The 15599-nt window shown below is 40.7% G+C and carries 13 protein-coding genes and 3 pseudogenes; 1 reads left to right on the top strand and 15 read right to left on the bottom strand.

Features of this window, described 5'->3' with window-relative positions:
* Nucleotides 1-122: 122 nt before the first annotated feature.
* The gene (katA, locus tag MWM02_RS02400) at nucleotides 123-1589 is read left to right on the top strand and encodes a catalase KatA (RefSeq protein ID WP_064552100.1); all 1467 of its coding nucleotides are present in this window, start codon (nucleotides 123-125) and stop codon (nucleotides 1587-1589) included.
* Between the two features lie 521 nt (nucleotides 1590-2110).
* On the opposite strand, the pseudogene MWM02_RS02395 reads toward katA, so the two are convergent.
* From MWM02_RS02395 to esaA, 15 genes and pseudogenes are all read right to left on the bottom strand, one after another.
* Nucleotides 2111-2530 (bottom strand): annotated as a pseudogene (locus tag MWM02_RS02395) (pre-toxin TG domain-containing protein); the annotation flags it as partial.
* 226 nt (nucleotides 2531-2756) lie between these two features.
* The gene (locus MWM02_RS02390) at nucleotides 2757-3194 is read right to left on the bottom strand and encodes a hypothetical protein (RefSeq protein ID WP_244402871.1); all 438 of its coding nucleotides are present in this window, start codon (nucleotides 3192-3194) and stop codon (nucleotides 2757-2759) included.
* Nucleotides 3195-3296: 102 nt separating this feature from the next.
* A pseudogene (locus MWM02_RS02385) lies at nucleotides 3297-4109 on the bottom strand (pre-toxin TG domain-containing protein); the annotation flags it as partial.
* A 189-nt stretch (nucleotides 4110-4298) separates the two neighbouring features.
* Nucleotides 4299-4511, bottom strand: a complete 213-nt coding sequence (locus MWM02_RS02380; protein ID WP_003248148.1) for a bacteriocin immunity protein — start codon at nucleotides 4509-4511, stop codon at nucleotides 4299-4301.
* Nucleotides 4512-4534: 23 nt separating this feature from the next.
* The gene (locus MWM02_RS02375; RefSeq protein WP_244402870.1) at nucleotides 4535-5485 is read right to left on the bottom strand and encodes a pre-toxin TG domain-containing protein; all 951 of its coding nucleotides are present in this window, start codon (nucleotides 5483-5485) and stop codon (nucleotides 4535-4537) included.
* Nucleotides 5486-5771: 286 nt separating this feature from the next.
* Nucleotides 5772-6053, bottom strand: coding sequence for a hypothetical protein (locus MWM02_RS02370; protein ID WP_064552101.1), 282 nt, complete (start codon nucleotides 6051-6053; stop codon nucleotides 5772-5774).
* 176 nt (nucleotides 6054-6229) lie between these two features.
* Nucleotides 6230-6643, bottom strand: a pseudogene (locus tag MWM02_RS02365) (pre-toxin TG domain-containing protein); the annotation flags it as partial.
* Nucleotides 6644-6789: 146 nt separating this feature from the next.
* The gene (locus tag MWM02_RS02360) at nucleotides 6790-7164 is read right to left on the bottom strand and encodes an immunity 22 family protein (protein WP_244402869.1); all 375 of its coding nucleotides are present in this window, start codon (nucleotides 7162-7164) and stop codon (nucleotides 6790-6792) included.
* 498 nt (nucleotides 7165-7662) lie between these two features.
* The gene (locus tag MWM02_RS02350; RefSeq protein WP_244402868.1) at nucleotides 7663-8898 is read right to left on the bottom strand and encodes an IS110 family RNA-guided transposase; all 1236 of its coding nucleotides are present in this window, start codon (nucleotides 8896-8898) and stop codon (nucleotides 7663-7665) included.
* A 161-nt stretch (nucleotides 8899-9059) separates the two neighbouring features.
* On the bottom strand, nucleotides 9060-9836 hold the full coding sequence (locus MWM02_RS02345) for a recombinase family protein (RefSeq protein WP_244402867.1): 777 nt from the start codon (nucleotides 9834-9836) through the stop codon (nucleotides 9060-9062).
* A gap of 507 nt (nucleotides 9837-10343) precedes the next feature.
* Nucleotides 10344-10694, bottom strand: coding sequence for a transposase (locus MWM02_RS02340; RefSeq protein ID WP_006324125.1), 351 nt, complete (start codon nucleotides 10692-10694; stop codon nucleotides 10344-10346).
* Between the two features lie 5 nt (nucleotides 10695-10699).
* Nucleotides 10700-11839: a pre-toxin TG domain-containing protein gene (locus MWM02_RS02335; protein WP_244402866.1), complete on the bottom strand. Its 1140-nt coding sequence runs from the start codon at nucleotides 11837-11839 to the stop codon at nucleotides 10700-10702.
* Nucleotides 11839-12150 (bottom strand): DUF5082 domain-containing protein, encoded by a 312-nt coding sequence (locus MWM02_RS02330; protein ID WP_244402865.1) that lies wholly within the window; start codon nucleotides 12148-12150, stop codon nucleotides 11839-11841. The genes MWM02_RS02335 and MWM02_RS02330 overlap by 1 nt, the downstream gene beginning before the upstream one ends.
* A 162-nt stretch (nucleotides 12151-12312) precedes the next feature.
* The gene (gene essA / locus MWM02_RS02325) at nucleotides 12313-12804 is read right to left on the bottom strand and encodes a type VII secretion protein EssA (RefSeq protein WP_064552104.1); all 492 of its coding nucleotides are present in this window, start codon (nucleotides 12802-12804) and stop codon (nucleotides 12313-12315) included.
* Nucleotides 12794-15592 (bottom strand): type VII secretion protein EsaA, encoded by a 2799-nt coding sequence (esaA, locus tag MWM02_RS02320; RefSeq protein WP_244402864.1) that lies wholly within the window; start codon nucleotides 15590-15592, stop codon nucleotides 12794-12796. The genes essA and esaA overlap by 11 nt, the downstream gene beginning before the upstream one ends.
* Nucleotides 15593-15599 lie beyond the last annotated feature (7 nt).

The following is a 15599-nucleotide window of genomic DNA, read 5'->3' as shown; positions in this document are numbered from 1 at the left end:
TATTTATTTTCTTTTTAACATATATATTTATTTAAAATAATTATAAAAAAGTATTGACTTTTGTTTGATAAATGTTATCATTTATTAGTGAAAACGAAAACCGAAACGGGGGGAAACAAACGATGGCAGATACAAAAAAGCTCACAACTAGTTGGGGAGCACCTGTTGGCGATAACCAAAACTCGATTACAGCCGGTAATCCTGGACCGACATTAATCCAAGACGTGCATCTGATCGAAAAATTAGCACACTTCAACAGAGAACGTGTCCCAGAACGCGTTGTCCATGCGAAAGGCGCTGGCGCGCACGGCTATTTCGAAGTAACAAACGACATGTCGAAATACACAAAAGCGAAAGTATTTAACGGTGTTGGCAAACGCACACCTGTATTCGTCCGCTTCTCCACTGTCGCCGGTGAATTGGGATCTGCTGATACAGTCCGCGACCCGCGCGGTTTTGCGGTGAAATTTTACACGGAAGAAGGAAACTACGATATAGTCGGTAACAACACACCAATTTTCTTTATCCGTGATGCAATCAAATTCCCAGATTTTATCCATACACAAAAGCGCGACCCGCGCACCCATTTGAAAAATCCGACAGCAATGTGGGATTTCTGGTCTTTATCTCCGGAATCCTTGCATCAAGTCACTTATTTGTTCGGGGACCGCGGCATCCCATTGACATACCGCCATATGAACGGATACGGAAGCCATACATTCAAATGGGTGAATGAAAAAGGCGAAGCGGTATGGGTGAAATATCACTTTAAAACAAACCAAGGCGTGAAAAACATGGATCCGGAACTAGCGGTAAAAATCGCTGGAGAAAACCCGGATTACCATACGGAAGATTTATATAACGCCATCGAAAAAGGCGATTATCCATCTTGGACATTATATGTGCAAATTATGCCGCTAGAAGACGCAAAAACGTACCGTTTCAATCCATTCGACGTCACAAAAGTTTGGTCGCACAAAGATTATCCGTTAATTGAAGTCGGCCGCATGGTATTAAACCGCAATCCAGAAAATTATTTTGCCGAAGTCGAACAAGCGACATTCTCGCCTGGAAACCTAGTTCCTGGCGTTGAACCATCACCAGATAAAATGTTGCAAGCCCGCTTGTTCGCTTATGCGGATGCGCACCGTTATCGCGTCGGCGTGAACCATAACTTGCTTCCAATCAACCGTCCGCGCGTGGAAGTAAACAACTATCAACGCGACGGCTTCATGCGCTTTGACAATAATGGAGGCGGTTCTGTCAACTACGAACCAAACAGCTTCGGAGGACCAACAGAAGTATCAGAACATAAAACGACTCCATTCCCGGTATCCGGCATGGCAGAAAGCGTGCCATATGATGACGATGATCATTATACGCAAGCTGGAGACTTATACCGTCTTATGAGCGAAGAGGAAAAAGCGCGCCTTGTGAAAAATATTGTAGAATCATTGAAACAAGTGACAAAAGAAGAAATTAAACTGCGCCAAATCCGCCACTTCTACAAAGCAGACCCTGACTATGGACGCCGCGTTGCCGAAGGGCTTGGCTTGCAAGTTCCGGACGATGTGATTACAAACGCATAATCATTGCTGAAAAAGGATAGACGTGTTGCAACGTCTATCCTTTCCTTTTGCGTTAACGTGAACTCATCTCCCTTCCAAAAATAATACTGACGATCAATCTTTTGGTTTTGGGGCTAAGGGAATAAATTCATTTTTTACGCAACTCTTGAACATGGTGATTTTGTTTATGTGAAATTTCATTCTCAAGCAAGAATGCGATCTGCCATTGTCTGGCTATCGCAATCTAGAACGGTTTGGTTTGCGCGTATGTCGGAGTGTATAGAGGGCACTGAAGATAATCAAGATGCTTAACCGCTATCGCCATGCAGTTGTTGAACTGGAACCTGCTTAAGGAAAGCGCTGGACTGTTTTCAGTTTACCAATTGCGTGGTCCGTACGCAGAAAGGAGCACGTCTGATGAAGCAGTTTCATCCAGCCAATATAATTATTTCTAGAATGGAGAGGAAATCATAGAAAACGGCAAAAATTTTACTTCTTTCTCGGCACCACTCATCCCATACCTATGGTGCTGGACCGATTCACGCAAAGGCGCGCTGACGCTGGACAAATGGAACGTTGTCGAGAAGATCGTCCCATTGCTTTTTGAACGAACGAATCGCTTGGGTAATTAGCGCCTTCACGACTTGGTGGTATACCACTTGAAAGGCTGGCATGATTTTATCATAGCGGAGAACATATTTCATTTGCGAGATCAATTTAGAAACATCCGCTGCGGTTCCGGCCGCTTTCGCTCCTTTCACCGCTGCTTTACCGGCAACGCCTGCTCCTTTAGCTGGAGGAATGACCGACAACAATAACATTCCTCCCGCAACCAGGCGATCTCCAAATGAAAGACGTTCCCCTGTCACCGGGTCATATTCCCCAAACACCCGCTGCAAGTCATACCAGCCAAGAAGCTCCAGACCGAATTCTTTCATGTTGTCGGCAAGCGTTTGGTCTGCCTAGCGCATTTTCCAAAAGTTTTTTATTCATGTAAACCCTGTTTTTCACCTACTAACTGTGTATAATTTTCTCATTTTCTTGTTATTCTTCCTTTGCTGTTTAGCATGCAAAAAAGGCTTATTCCTTCTAAAATTGTAAATGGGAATAAGCCTACAAAATTTATCTAATGAGTTTGTTTAGCTGGTAAGTGTATGAATTCTGCTTGGAAGACAGAAACACGCTAATCTATTGATTCAAAACAGTTCTTCTCAAAGTTTTTATCTTCTCTATTTCATATTCATAATTACACTTCTCTTTGAAACACTTCTCCATACTTTGAAAAAAGTCATCGGCCCCCTGCAATAAAGCCTCAACCAACTCTCTTTTCGGCAATACAACTTTTATATTGTCATTCGCCTCTATTTCATAAAGCACTAAATTTTCGGATATTGAGTTTATTTGGAGCTTGACAGGTTGATCTGGAAAGTAAGTCTCGCCTTTTCCTGTACGCAACAAACTCTCAAGGACATTTAATATATACGCCCATAATTGATCAACTAAATCCCATAATGTAACATCAAGCAAAATTTGTTCCCCATATTTAAATAGAATGGCCCCATTTAAATATTCAAAATCTAGTAATTCTTCAATATTCAATAATTCTTTTGTATCAGTAATTGGCACGAAATAACTTTCAATATTATTATTCAAAAGTGATAGGTCATTTATTTTTTTATCTGGTCTACAAATGAAAGTATTTACGTAAAACAATTTTCTCACCTACTATTATTCAAGTGGATAAAATTGACCAACTCGTCCTTTGTTAAAACCAACTACATATTCTATTCCATTATAGGTTCCTTTTATTTGATAACTAAAGGTCGTTCCATTTTTTAATAGAGTATCCCGATTCTGCCTTATAATAGTTTCTATAGCATTCACTATCTCATCAATGGACATATTTTTCCTTAGAAAAGTCTGTTTTGCTTTTATTGATCCATCCCAATACTCAGGATGATGTCTTTCAAGAATGTGCTTCATTCCTCGTTTATCTAGTAAGAATGTTTGATTATCAACTACAAATTTTTTGCTTTGGAAATTAGCGAGTACGTTTACTACCTTACTAGGCTCAGCTTTCACCATCCCTTCAATAACTTCGTCAGATTTTTTAATCATGAAATGTCTGAACATGTTGATCGATTCTTCCGCGATCCCTATCCTCGGTCCTCTTGACACCGCTCCAACTCCAGCGGCGGCTAGCCGTGATCCTTGCAGATGCAGGACAGAGCCAACATTTTCAAGAAGTTGCTCCCATTGCTTCTTGAACGAACGGATTGTTTCGGTGATTGGCCCTTTGATGACTTGGTGATAGATCGTTTGTAAAGCCCCTTTGATTTTATCAACATTCAGGACGTTTCTCGTTTTCGAAATCAATTTCGAAACATCCGCTGCTATCCCGGCCGCTTTCGCTCCTTTCACCGCTGCTTTACCGGCAACGCCTGCTCCTTTAGCTGGAGGAATGACCGACAACAATAACATTCCTCCCGCAAGCAGACGGTCCCATCCTGAAATCCGTTCTCCAGTCACTGGATCATATTTTCAAACAATCACTACACATCGTACCAGCCCATTGAAAAAGGAGACCCAAAATAATATACTAATTTACTCCTCACATAAACACGCATTATTTTACACAGCGATTAGTTTTAAAATAAAAAACCTTGAAAGGCTTATAACCAATCAAGGTTACATCTTTTTACTTTAAGTCCATTTAAAACTATCTCACATTTAATTACGATCTTTATAATTTAAAGCTATTTCTACTATTTCCTCTGGTGATAATTCTTCATCATTCCAAAAAATCAGGTCACTTGGAGCTGGATGAGGAACATTTTTTTCCAAAATATCAATATATTCACTTACCTCTTCATCAGATAATTTAGGATCGCATATTTTTTTTACAAGTTCAATCAATTCCTCTTTAGATAGTTTATTTTCCATAATATTCACCCTTTCTTAGGATATCAACCTTTTTTACCAAAGTGGTATGCAGGGTCTAAAATTATTTGGTGCATTCTAGGTGATGTAATAATCAGATTGTCAAGATTATAAACTTCTCCACCTTTCTCAATAGGCTGTTTATGGTGAAGTATATATGATTTAAGCTTGCCGTAATGTTCAGCCTTTGGAGCAATAGGTGCGTTTCCTTCTAACATTCGTGCGATATTTCTACTCCTAAATTCTTTTGCATAACTCGAATTTGCAACGCATTTCCAAAACTCTTTTCTAAAGTCATCAAAAGAATTAAATTTTTTTCCAACAAGTTTATCTCGAATCTCTTTTGGAATAATTCCAATGGCACCTTTATTGTACATTAGTTTTGTTTGCTTTTGAAGACTTCTATCGAATTTAAAACTTTCACTCACTACTCCAGGCTTATTCCTAGGACTTTCATTTTTTCCTTTACCTATCCCTTTACCAACCACCTCATCCCCGGCTTGACTCATCGAAATGCGCACCGAGCTGGCGGATTCTTCAGCGATTCCTATCATCCGCCCACTTGGCACCACTCCAACTCCATCGGCGGCTAGCTGCGGTCCCCGCAGGACAGAGCCAACATTTTCGAGAAAGTTCTCCCATTGATGTTTGAACGACCGGATTGTTTCGGTGATTGGCCCTTTGATGACTTGGTGATAGATCGTTTGTAAAGCCCCTTTGATTTTATCAACATTCAGGACGTTTTTCGTTTTCGAGATCCATTTCGAAACCTCCGCTGTGGTTCCGGCCGCTTTCGCTCCTTTCACCGCTGCTTTACCGGCAACGCCTGCTCCTTTAGCTGGAGGAATGACCGACAACAATAACATTCCTCCCGCAAACAAGCGGTCTCCAAATGAAAGACGTTCCTCTGTCACCGGATCATATTCCCCAAACATCCGCTGCACATCATACCAGCCAACGAGTTCCAAACCAGCCATTTATTATTATTGTTACATACAGTCGGTTAAAAGTTTATATCCTATTTCTCGCCACGAGATTCCTTTCTCTCGTGTTTTAAAGTGTACTCGAAGGGTATTAGTGGCGTTAGTCGCTTTACCATGCATTGCAGCCAAACTCGTTGCAGGTGAACCATCATGAACTCTGAATTAAAATGTTAGTAAAAAACATACTTATATTCTCTCGTAAACACACTTTATTATTTGATATAGTTTAGAAAAACCTTGAAAGGCTTATAGCCAATCAAGGTCTTCGTTCTAAATCAAGTTACCTCGATCTCCAATTTATTTCCCCGTCTTCATACACAGCCGGCAAATAAATTCCTCTTTTATTTTGATGATTATCCACAATAAACCAATTTTCATCTTTCAGCCATTCTTCATTATATTCACTCTCTTTAAAATCGTTTTCTTCATCCGTCAGAGCCTTAAAAAACTCTTTAAACTTTACTATATTTTGATTAGGTATAAGTTTACCATACATCCACATGCCTTCAGTGTTGATATTTTGTATTTCACCTAGACATTCATCTTGGAAATATAAAAACATATATACTCACTCCTTAGGAGAAATTTTTATGAATTTGCTAGGTATTTCTCCTCTTATCAAATATTCATTGTCTCTTGCAGTCCAAGTTAACGCTCTATTTTTCCAAAAATCAGAAGAAGAGCTATCTCTCTCAATTAATTTTCGAATCTGTTTTTGGGATAAAATGGCCACATCTTTAAAGAGGCCAACAGCATTCCTCCCGCAAACAAGCGGTCTCCAAATGAAAGACGTTCCCCTGTCACCGGGTCATATTCACCAAACACCCGCTGCAAGTCATACCAGCCAAGAAGCTCCAGACCGAATTCTTTCATGTTGTCGGCAAGCGTTTGGTCTGCCTGTCTGATGGCCGCAGCTGTCCGATACAGCAGTTCCTCCGCTTCATTCAGCTTTTCTTCATAGCACCGGAGCCAATGAAGCAGTTCGTCTGTAAGCTCGTGGATGGCGGCAGAGCCGATGCCCGGAATCTCCGTCACGAGAGAGGGCAGTTCCCAGGAAAGTGAGGTTCGCGCACGACAGCAGGCGTCTTCCGCATCAGGGACATGCTTCGCTACGGTTTCCAGCTCTTCCGGCTTGACTCGAATCGTCGTCATTGTATATCCTCTAACTTTCGCTGTATCCGTGCAATTTCCCTTCTCATTACTTTTAAGTAACGAATCAAAAATGTTGCACTCCCCTTTTATAAAATAAAAAATGAAACCTTGAAAGAGTGTTGAACACTCATTCAAGGTGTTTATAATTACTTATATTGCACGGTTCCTAAAAATCTAAACTGATTTTTTTCATTGACATGTCCATTATATTGAAAGTTATAAAGTAAAATAACTGAGTTCATTTCTTGATTTAAACGCTCACCGCAGAGCTCTATAAATTTTGGAATTATCTCCTCATCATAAGAAAAACCTTCAAGTAGAACACGTAAATCATTCGATGGTTCATCGTAGAATTCTACTTCCCTAAAATCTTCATTATAGTAATCAATGTTAAAGTCTTTTTCAAATTCGGAAGGTAGTAAATCTCCATCTTCTGTATAACTATTCAAAATATAGTTTTGAAGATCCTTATATGACTTAAAGTTGCCAATAAATAATGATACAAACCCTTCCTTCTCCATATACTTCATACTCCCCCTTAGCTTTTTTATGGTCTAAGACCTTCCGGTAAAGATTCTACTCCACCTTCTAATCTATAATTAGCCCAATTTTGGAGTCGTCTCTTGAATGTTGCATAATCTGGTGAAGAATCAATAATCTCTAATAATTCATTATGAGCTCTCGTAGAACCCTTGCCGCCATGAACTCCTTTTGGATTAACAAACTTAACATCTTCTATAGCAGTTCTTAATTCCTTAATTTGTTCTGCTGTTACACCCCACCGTTTAAAAGTAGGAGCTCGAGATACTAAATGCCACTCATGAAACCCACCTGGATGTCTAAGTCTACTTTCAATGGCTTTTCTTAACCTAGGGTCAGACCATACTTCGTCAAACTCATCAGGAGTTAGTGAATTGAACCATCTATTAAATTCACCATTCTTTACAGATGGAACTGAATTAAGATTAACAGTACCCTATGTAGTAATCTTAAAAGCTATTATAAAAAAAGACTACCTATTAAATTACCTTTCGCTCTGTTATATTCGGCAATTGATAAGCCGTTTTATGCTTCATCATGCCATAAATAATATTTACCAGCCTTCTCATGATACAAACCAACGCTTGTCCTTTTGTTTTGCCTTCCTTTCGCTTGCGTTGGTAGTATTCATAAAATATAGGATTTCTTGGCTTTTTACTTTCTTTTGCCACTTGTATTTGTTGTATCGCTAATTGATAAAATAACGCATGTAACGTTCGATTGCCTTGTTTGCTTTTGTGGTCTTTTCCTTTTCCTCCAGAGCCAAAATGCACAGGCGCAATTCCCGCATAACGAGCAAGTTTATTGGCATTTGGAAAACGCTGAATATCTCCAATCTCGGCAACCAAGGCGGATGCTGTCACTACATCAATCCCCGGCATTGTCTCCAGTTGGTAATCGAGTAATTTCATTAATTTTCTTAGTTCTCCTTTGACCAATGCCATTTCCTGCTTTTTAAAGCGCAAATCTCTCACCATGCTTTGCACGAGGAAATCCCGTGTTTCTTGGTATTGTTTGGTGGTCGTTCCATCTGTTTTCACAAGTTCTAGTATTTCTTTTGCTTTCTTTCTTGAACAAGTGTTGTGGCTAACAGCTTGTAAAAAAGCAGTAAGCTCATCTATCCTTACTTCCTCTAAACACGATGGTGACGGATATCTTTCCCAAAATGCTAATGCTGTTTTTCCGTCTACTTCCGCAAAAAATTTCTTATAGCTGGGGTAATGATGGCTTAATTGTACATGAAGCTGGTTTTTCAGCGCCCCTTGGGCTTTCACAAGGGCGTTTCTTCTTGTGACTAGCTGTTTAATAGACCAATATACATCCTTTGGCTCTGCATCCGGCAAAAAATCTAGTTTGTTTACAAGAACTCTCGCTACACATTCCGCATCCCAGCTATCGCTTTTTTGCATCGTAGGATAACTATTACGTTCGGCATAAGACAAAGCGGGATTCACTTCTTTTACCATTTGCCCATGATCAACTAAAAACGTTGCCAATGCTCGTCCGTATCCACCAACGTCCTCTAAACCGAAGACCAGTGTCATATTCTCAGGTACTAATTGACGAACCTTGATGAAAAAATCCGTAAAAGCCGCGGGCTTATTTTCAAATTGAATCTCTCCTAATCTTTCATGCCAACAGTTGATGATAACCGCCGTATGATGGTGTTTATGTAAATCAATCCCCACGTAAATATGCCGTTGTTTGTGATGCATACATCCTCCCCCAATCCATTGAGTTTGATGATGACTCCCATGGCGGCAACCTTAGTTCGAGCGTTCACCATTTTAGATGCGCATTGGTACAAAAGCCTGTCCATGGATGTATCATCTATACGGATATATAAGAAATTTCATGTATTTTTTAAGTGACCGCTTTAAAGAATGGCTTGGTGTTTCCCTTTCGCCTGTATGCTTCCATAGGTATATATCCCTTTATAAAAGTCCTTTCGGTCTAAAATCCGTTTCACTTGTACTTTGGTAAAGGGCTTACCTTGTGTCGTCAAATGCCCTTCCTTGTTTAACACATCAGCAATTCGAGTAAAAGACCATGTAGGATGTTGCTCTCTTAACTCAAACACTCGTTGTACGGCTTTGGCTTTATCCTCGTCGACTCTTAACTCTTTTTCTCCCCTTAACTTCCTATAACCAAAAGTCGCTCTTCCTCCGGCATATCCTCCTTCTTTTGCTTTTTTATGCCGACCTTTCTTTAGTTTTAAAGCAATTTCCAATCGCTGATATTGGTCTAATAACTCCATTAGTCCATTGACCAATATATCACTTAGGTCTTTTTTGTAGATACTGTAATTTGGCTGTTCAATACTTTTAATATCCACCCCATACTTCTGTAACTCTCGATGAATCAACACTCTCACCATGTCAGAGCGCCACAACCGGCTTGTGTTTAACACCACGACATACTTAATTTGGAGAGAAGAAAGGTGGGCTAACATCTCTTGTAAGCCCACCCTGTCCACTTCCAACGCTTCTTCATTAATTTTTGCCCCGTTGATTCCTTCATCTCTAAATATATGTATCAAATTCCAACCATGTTTTTCGCAATACGCTTGTATTTCCTCCTCTTGGTATTTTAAGCTGTATCCATCTTTGACTTGCCCCTGTGTCGAGACTCGTATATACCCGACAACATTCAATGTTACATCCCCCCGTTACGAAAATTACAATTTATGTAACGCTTTTTAATAATGACGAGTATTATACGACCGTCTCTAGTGAAAATACAATACAAAAGTAATTTGCCAGCTTTTTATTGTCACAGTCAGTTAAAAGTTTATACCCTCTTTCTCGCCACGAGAAAGCTTCTCTCGTGTTTTAAAGCATACTCGAAGGGTATTAGTGTTGTTAATAGTTTCACCATGCATCACAGCCAAACTCATAGTAGGCGGAACCATTATGAAGTCTGAATTAAAATGTTGGTAAAAACGATATATAAATTTTCTCGTAATTGCACTTTATTATTTGATACATCTGTTAGTTTTAAAATAAAAACCTTGAAAGGCATAAAGCCAATCAAGGTAATATAATTTATTAGAAGCCTTCTTTTTGTTCTACCGATATATTGTATCTCAAATTCACAAATTACTTTAAAAGAAAGTTATAAATGGTATTTTAGCAAATACAAAATCGTATCTCTAAACTTGTTACCTATTCTCTTCATCATACTCCAAAAATAGGTCTTGTAAATCTCCATTAATTGGTTCATTATTATCGTTAATTGTCACTTTAAACTCAATATCCTCTTCTCCTATTGATACTACCCCATCTAACACCCCTAAAATATTAGATACAGCATCCACTTCTACTTGTTCGATTATTTTAAATAATATTTCTTTATTTTTATCTGATAGTTCTGAATAAAACATCAATGCTTCTTTCCAATAGGGGTCTGTAACTTCATTAATATCAGTATTATTGAATATATCTCGATAAAAATTACGATTTTCTTTTATAATTGACTGATGTAAAAGTTTAACAAACTCTTCTTTATTCATATATCTCATCTCCTTCTCATCTCTGGATACAATTGTTTATTTAATTCAATTAATTTTCGAAGTTGAGAATTAGGAATGTCTGGATATACTCTTCTTAACTCCATTATATCTCTTGCTAATAATTGTCTTGCACTCTCAATTCCTTTTGAACTTCTCGAAACTATTCCCCTAGGACCTTTTCTTGTATGTCCAGCTTTTGGTACTAATATTGCTGGTGCATTATTTGGATCATAATTTCGAATGAATTTTTTCATAATTGCTTTTTGTCCAACATGATGTGCATCTAACCCCGATACACCTTTTATTTCTTTATATAATCCTACATCATACTTACTAAATTTACCCGTACCCTTAGCGACATCACCCGTTCCTTTCTCTCCAACTTGACTCATCGAAAAGCGCGCCGAGCTGGCGGATTCATCCACGATTCCTATCACCCGTCCACTTGGCACCACTCCAACTCCATCGGCGGCTAGCTGCGGTCCCCGCAGGACAGAGCCAACATTTTCGAGAAAGTTCTCCCATTGCTTTTTGAACGAACGAATCGTTTCGGTAATCGGCGCTTTTACGACTTGGAGGTATATCGCTTGTAGGGCAGACATCATTTTATCATAGCGGAGAACATATTTCATTTGCGAGATCAATTTCGAAACATCCGCTGCGGTTCCGGCCGCTTTCGCTCCTTTCACCGCTGCTTTACCGGCAATGCCTGCTCCTTTAGCTGGAGGAATGACCGACAACAATAACATTCCTCCCGCAAACAAGCGGTCTCCAAATGAAAGACGTTCCCCTGTCACCGGGTCATATTCCCCAAACACCCGCTGCAAGTCATACCAGCCAAGAAGCTCCAGACCGAATTCTTTCATGTTGTCGGCAAGCGTTTGGTCCGCCTGTCTTATTGCCGCAGCCGTCCGATACAGCAGCTCCTCCGCTTCATTCAGCTTTTCTTCATAGCGCCGGAGCCAATGAAGCAGTTCGTCTGTAAGCTCATGGATGGCGGCAGAGCCGATGCCCGGAATCTCCATCACTAAAGAGGGCAGTTCCCAGGAAAGTGAGGTTCGCGCACGCCGGCAGGCGTCTTCTGCATCGAGGACATGCTTCGCTACGGTTTCCAGCTCTTCCGGCTTGACTCGAATCGTCGTCATTATAGCTCCTCTATCTTTCGACGGATTCGCGCGATTTCCCTGCTTATTTCATGAAGAAGATCGTCTGCAATCGCATAAATACGTGTCTCGATTTGCCGCAAGTCCCCGTATACCAATTCATACGCTTCCCTCGACTTCCCCTGCCAATGCGGAACATACTCGTCATTTGCGCGATAAAATGCGCGAGTGCCATGTTGAAATTCCTCGATCGCTTCTTCGACCTGCCCTTGATAGGACTGCAGGCAATGAATCATCGCCTCGTAGGCCCTGCGTTTCCATTCTTTTTCGATCGATTCCAATAAAGACGCCACCTTGATTCCTCCCCCTATTTACACGCTATTAAAATGGTAACATAAGTAAAATAAGGATAAATCATGATATATTCCTGTTTTTCTAGATGACCATCAGGACTTTTTCCTTATCTATAATTCTGCCATGCTGAACATGTCAAAGTTCCTTCGAAAATAACCTGTTTACGGAACAAACTTTTTCATGCGTGGAACGATTACCGTGAAGATGACAATAAGAAATCCGAAAATGAAAAAGCCGAACAGCCATGGCAGAAACGATGATGATATTTGTTCCGTCTCGTCCAATGGCTGACGAGACGGAACTGTTTGTTCTTCAACGAAAGAAAACAATCCTAGTTTCTCCGCTTTAGCAGCAATCGTATTCGTTTCTTTTTCTTCCGATAAAAACAACTGCGCTTTTGTTTGTTCAAAGAAAGAAGAGGCCGGTCTTTGAAATGTCAGCGATGTTTGCGTTTCCGGTAAATCTCCCTTTTCATCGAGCAGCGACTCTTCATGAAGGTAATCGGTGCGTAATTCGATGTCCTGCCGTTGATATTGATTTGGTTCAATTTCCGGCCACTCGTCCGACTCCGCGTAAACCGTCACTCCCATCGCAGCCAATACAGAGCAGAGGAAGAGGAAAAAGAACATCACAAGACGTCCTCTACCCTTCATATGTTTCCGCCTCCTTCTGCAGAGCGTCCAGGCGCTGCTTTAAAAACGGAACAACGGACATGAGCACTGTGACAACTCCTAACGTAATGACAGCTGGATAAAATGCTTGCTGGTCTCCATATTGAATCGACATATATGTTTCTGATATCGGATGGTCAAAGCTAAAGTTTGGCAATACTAAGTCGAGTAATGGAGTAATGAAAAACAGGATTAAGCCGACTCCGAGCACCCAGCCGGTAAACGGTCCGACGAAAAAGGCCAAGCGAACAATGGCGGAACAGAAAAATAATAAGACAATGGTAAAAATGCTCCACTTGAGCGCCTGCACATCCTGCATCGGATAAATTCGCAATCCATATGTGCTGATGATGAAACCAACAAGCAAGTTCAGCATGACCAGCAATGCAACCTGCAACATAAGCGGAACGAAAGAATAATAATGAAGGAAGAACCCAATGAGCATGCCGCAGAGCAAAACAATGACAAGCATCACAACAGGCGGCGTATACGTTGTTTTCTCCTTCGGAATATCTCCGCTTATTTGCACCGGATTGGTTAAGTAATCATACACATATCCGTTTGTTTGTTTGTCTACCATCGTATTGTTTAACAGATGATATACATCATTTTTAATTTGTTTGGTTGTATTGACATTGGTTGCCCATTTGCTGTTTAGCTCATCTGCCCGATCTTGGACCGATGCCACTTTTTCATGCATCTCATTTGTGTAATCGATAATCCGGTCTTGCCCTTGGGCAATGGAGGTGACTAAATCAGAAATTTGTGCGATATCTTGCATCGTGTTTTGCTGGATGGCAATAACAAATTCACCATCGTTGGCTCCTACCGTCGATTGTATGGTTCCTTCTTCATCCATGGTTTGCTGGAGCTGTACTGTTACTTCATTCGCAGCGTTATTTAGTGATTGCAATTGTCCCATCATCTCTGCTTGCATTTTTTCCACATTTTCATCATATTGCCGTATATATTCAAGCGTTGCTGCAATAAAAGAATGAACATTATTTTCTGCCGTTGCTGCACCTTGCAAAGAAGCGGCCGAATCGCCCTGCAACTGCTGAATTCCGCTATGAATCATCGATAAAGTTTGGAAAATACCTGCTTTTTCCTTCCAATTTAAAATTAGCTGATTCACAAGCGCTTCATCAAAATTCCCCATTCGCTTTAACGTATCCTCAAAAATCGATAACCAAGAAAAATAGGCGAGAAGATCATTCATGTTTCTGCTTTGAATAGCTGGCTGAAAGCAGGCGGATAATTGTTGTTTTTTCTCTTCGGATAACGACGGAGACTGAAGAATAGCTTGTTCTTTTGCGATAATTTGTTGAACCACTGTTTCTTCCGATTGTCCATTGTCGTTATTCGCTTGCACGGTCAACTGCTTTGCCAATTGCGCGTATTTTTCTTGCCATTGCTGTTGAAGGGATAACTGCTTTTGCCATGCTTCTTTTGCTTTTTGCATTTCCATTTCCAGCTGATTTATGACATTGTCAATATCCCCCCAGCTTCCCGATGCATCTTGCCCCTCCTGCGTCTCTTGCGGGAGTTGCGGCTTTACCGTTCGCAGCTCTGTCTTTAAAGATGCCAGCTGCTGTTCGAGCCCGTTCAGCCACTGCCCGTTCCCTGATGGCTGTGGCAGTTCTCCCGGCACCGGCTGTTCATTCGGTGCTGACGGAGTGATGGCAGATTGCAGCTGCTGCCGTAGCGGAACGAGTTTTTGCTGCACTTCGTCCAATATCTTTGCATCTGTTTGCTGTTGATATTGACGGATGAGATCTTTTTGCGACTCCAATAATCGTTCATAAACATTTGAATTTTCCAGCTGGCTATAGAGACTCGTCAACGCTGTATGGCTGTTCATAACCGTATTGCGCAGTGTAGACATAGATTGTAGCAATATTTGGCTATTTAATTCCCACTCCGGTTTGACATTCCATGGCCGTTCTACGATGGAACGTATTCCTCCGCTCACCATCGTTTCATACTGATGAATTCCTTCTTGGATGAGGTCATGCTGCCGTTGCTGATATTCTTTATATGCCTGAATATCCTCGATAAACGAAGCAATTTCCGCTTCCGCCTGCTCCAAACCATTTAACGTATCGTTGGAGGAGCTTTCGGCGTTTTTCGAAGACGAAAGCAGCTGTTCAAGCATCTTCTTTTGGCTCTCGATCTCTTTTGTTAATTTGGCAGAGCTAGGGGTGTAAAAATCGTACATCGTCTTTTGAAAAGCGATTTCTTTTTCCAAAATAGCGCTAAATTTTTTGCGAATATCTTCTACCGCTTGGCCGACGTAACTCCAATACAGCGTAGACATCTTTTGGTTGATTGTATTTTTTGCTGCTTCTAACTCTCTCTGTACCCGCTCCCGATTTTTCGCCTCGAGATTCGGCTGGATTTTATATTGAACGGTTGCCTTAAGCGGCTTTTTTTCATTAAAGGTCAAAATGTTTCTCGAAAAATCAGATGGCAAATAAACGACAGCGTCATATTGGCCGTCCGCCAGCCCTTTTTCCGCCTGGCCGCGATTGACGACAGACCACTGATAACTAGAGTGATCATCAAGGGCTGGTACAATTTCTTTGCCGAAGTCGTATGTTTTTTTATCATAATCGGCTCCTACATCTTCGTTGACTACCGCGATTCGGTTCGTTGTCCTCTCTGTTACCTTCATCGGGTTATGGCCAATGAACGTAAAGAATAGTACAGGAAGAGCAACAATAAACATAATCTTCGCAATCAACTTGACGATTTTCCATTTTTCCGTCATATGGTTC

Source organism: Parageobacillus sp. KH3-4 (assembly GCF_022846435.1).
Lineage (GTDB): Bacteria > Bacillota > Bacilli > Bacillales > Anoxybacillaceae > Parageobacillus > Parageobacillus thermoglucosidasius_A.
Note: the sequence above shows the minus strand (reverse complement) of the source record. Positions and strands in the feature narration are given on the sequence as shown.

Excerpts from the sequence above, each read along its gene's own strand:
- katA (WP_064552100.1), top strand. The coding sequence starts at position 123 with ATGGCAGATACAAAAAAGCTCACAACTAGTTGGGGAGCACCTGTTGGC.
- MWM02_RS02380 (WP_003248148.1), bottom strand. The coding sequence starts at position 4,511 with ATGGAAAATAAACTATCTAAAGAGGAATTGATTGAACTTGTAAAAAAA.
- MWM02_RS02375 (WP_244402870.1), bottom strand. The coding sequence starts at position 5,485 with ATGGCTGGTTTGGAACTCGTTGGCTGGTATGATGTGCAGCGGATGTTT.
- MWM02_RS02370 (WP_064552101.1), bottom strand. The coding sequence starts at position 6,053 with ATGTTTTTATATTTCCAAGATGAATGTCTAGGTGAAATACAAAATATC.
- MWM02_RS02360 (WP_244402869.1), bottom strand. The coding sequence starts at position 7,164 with ATGGAGAAGGAAGGGTTTGTATCATTATTTATTGGCAACTTTAAGTCA.
- MWM02_RS02350 (WP_244402868.1), bottom strand. The coding sequence starts at position 8,898 with ATGCATCACAAACAACGGCATATTTACGTGGGGATTGATTTACATAAA.
- MWM02_RS02340 (WP_006324125.1), bottom strand. The coding sequence starts at position 10,694 with ATGAATAAAGAAGAGTTTGTTAAACTTTTACATCAGTCAATTATAAAA.
- MWM02_RS02335 (WP_244402866.1), bottom strand. The coding sequence starts at position 11,839 with ATGACGACGATTCGAGTCAAGCCGGAAGAGCTGGAAACCGTAGCGAAG.
- essA (WP_064552104.1), bottom strand. The coding sequence starts at position 12,804 with ATGAAGGGTAGAGGACGTCTTGTGATGTTCTTTTTCCTCTTCCTCTGC.
- esaA (WP_244402864.1), bottom strand. The coding sequence starts at position 15,592 with ATGACGGAAAAATGGAAAATCGTCAAGTTGATTGCGAAGATTATGTTT.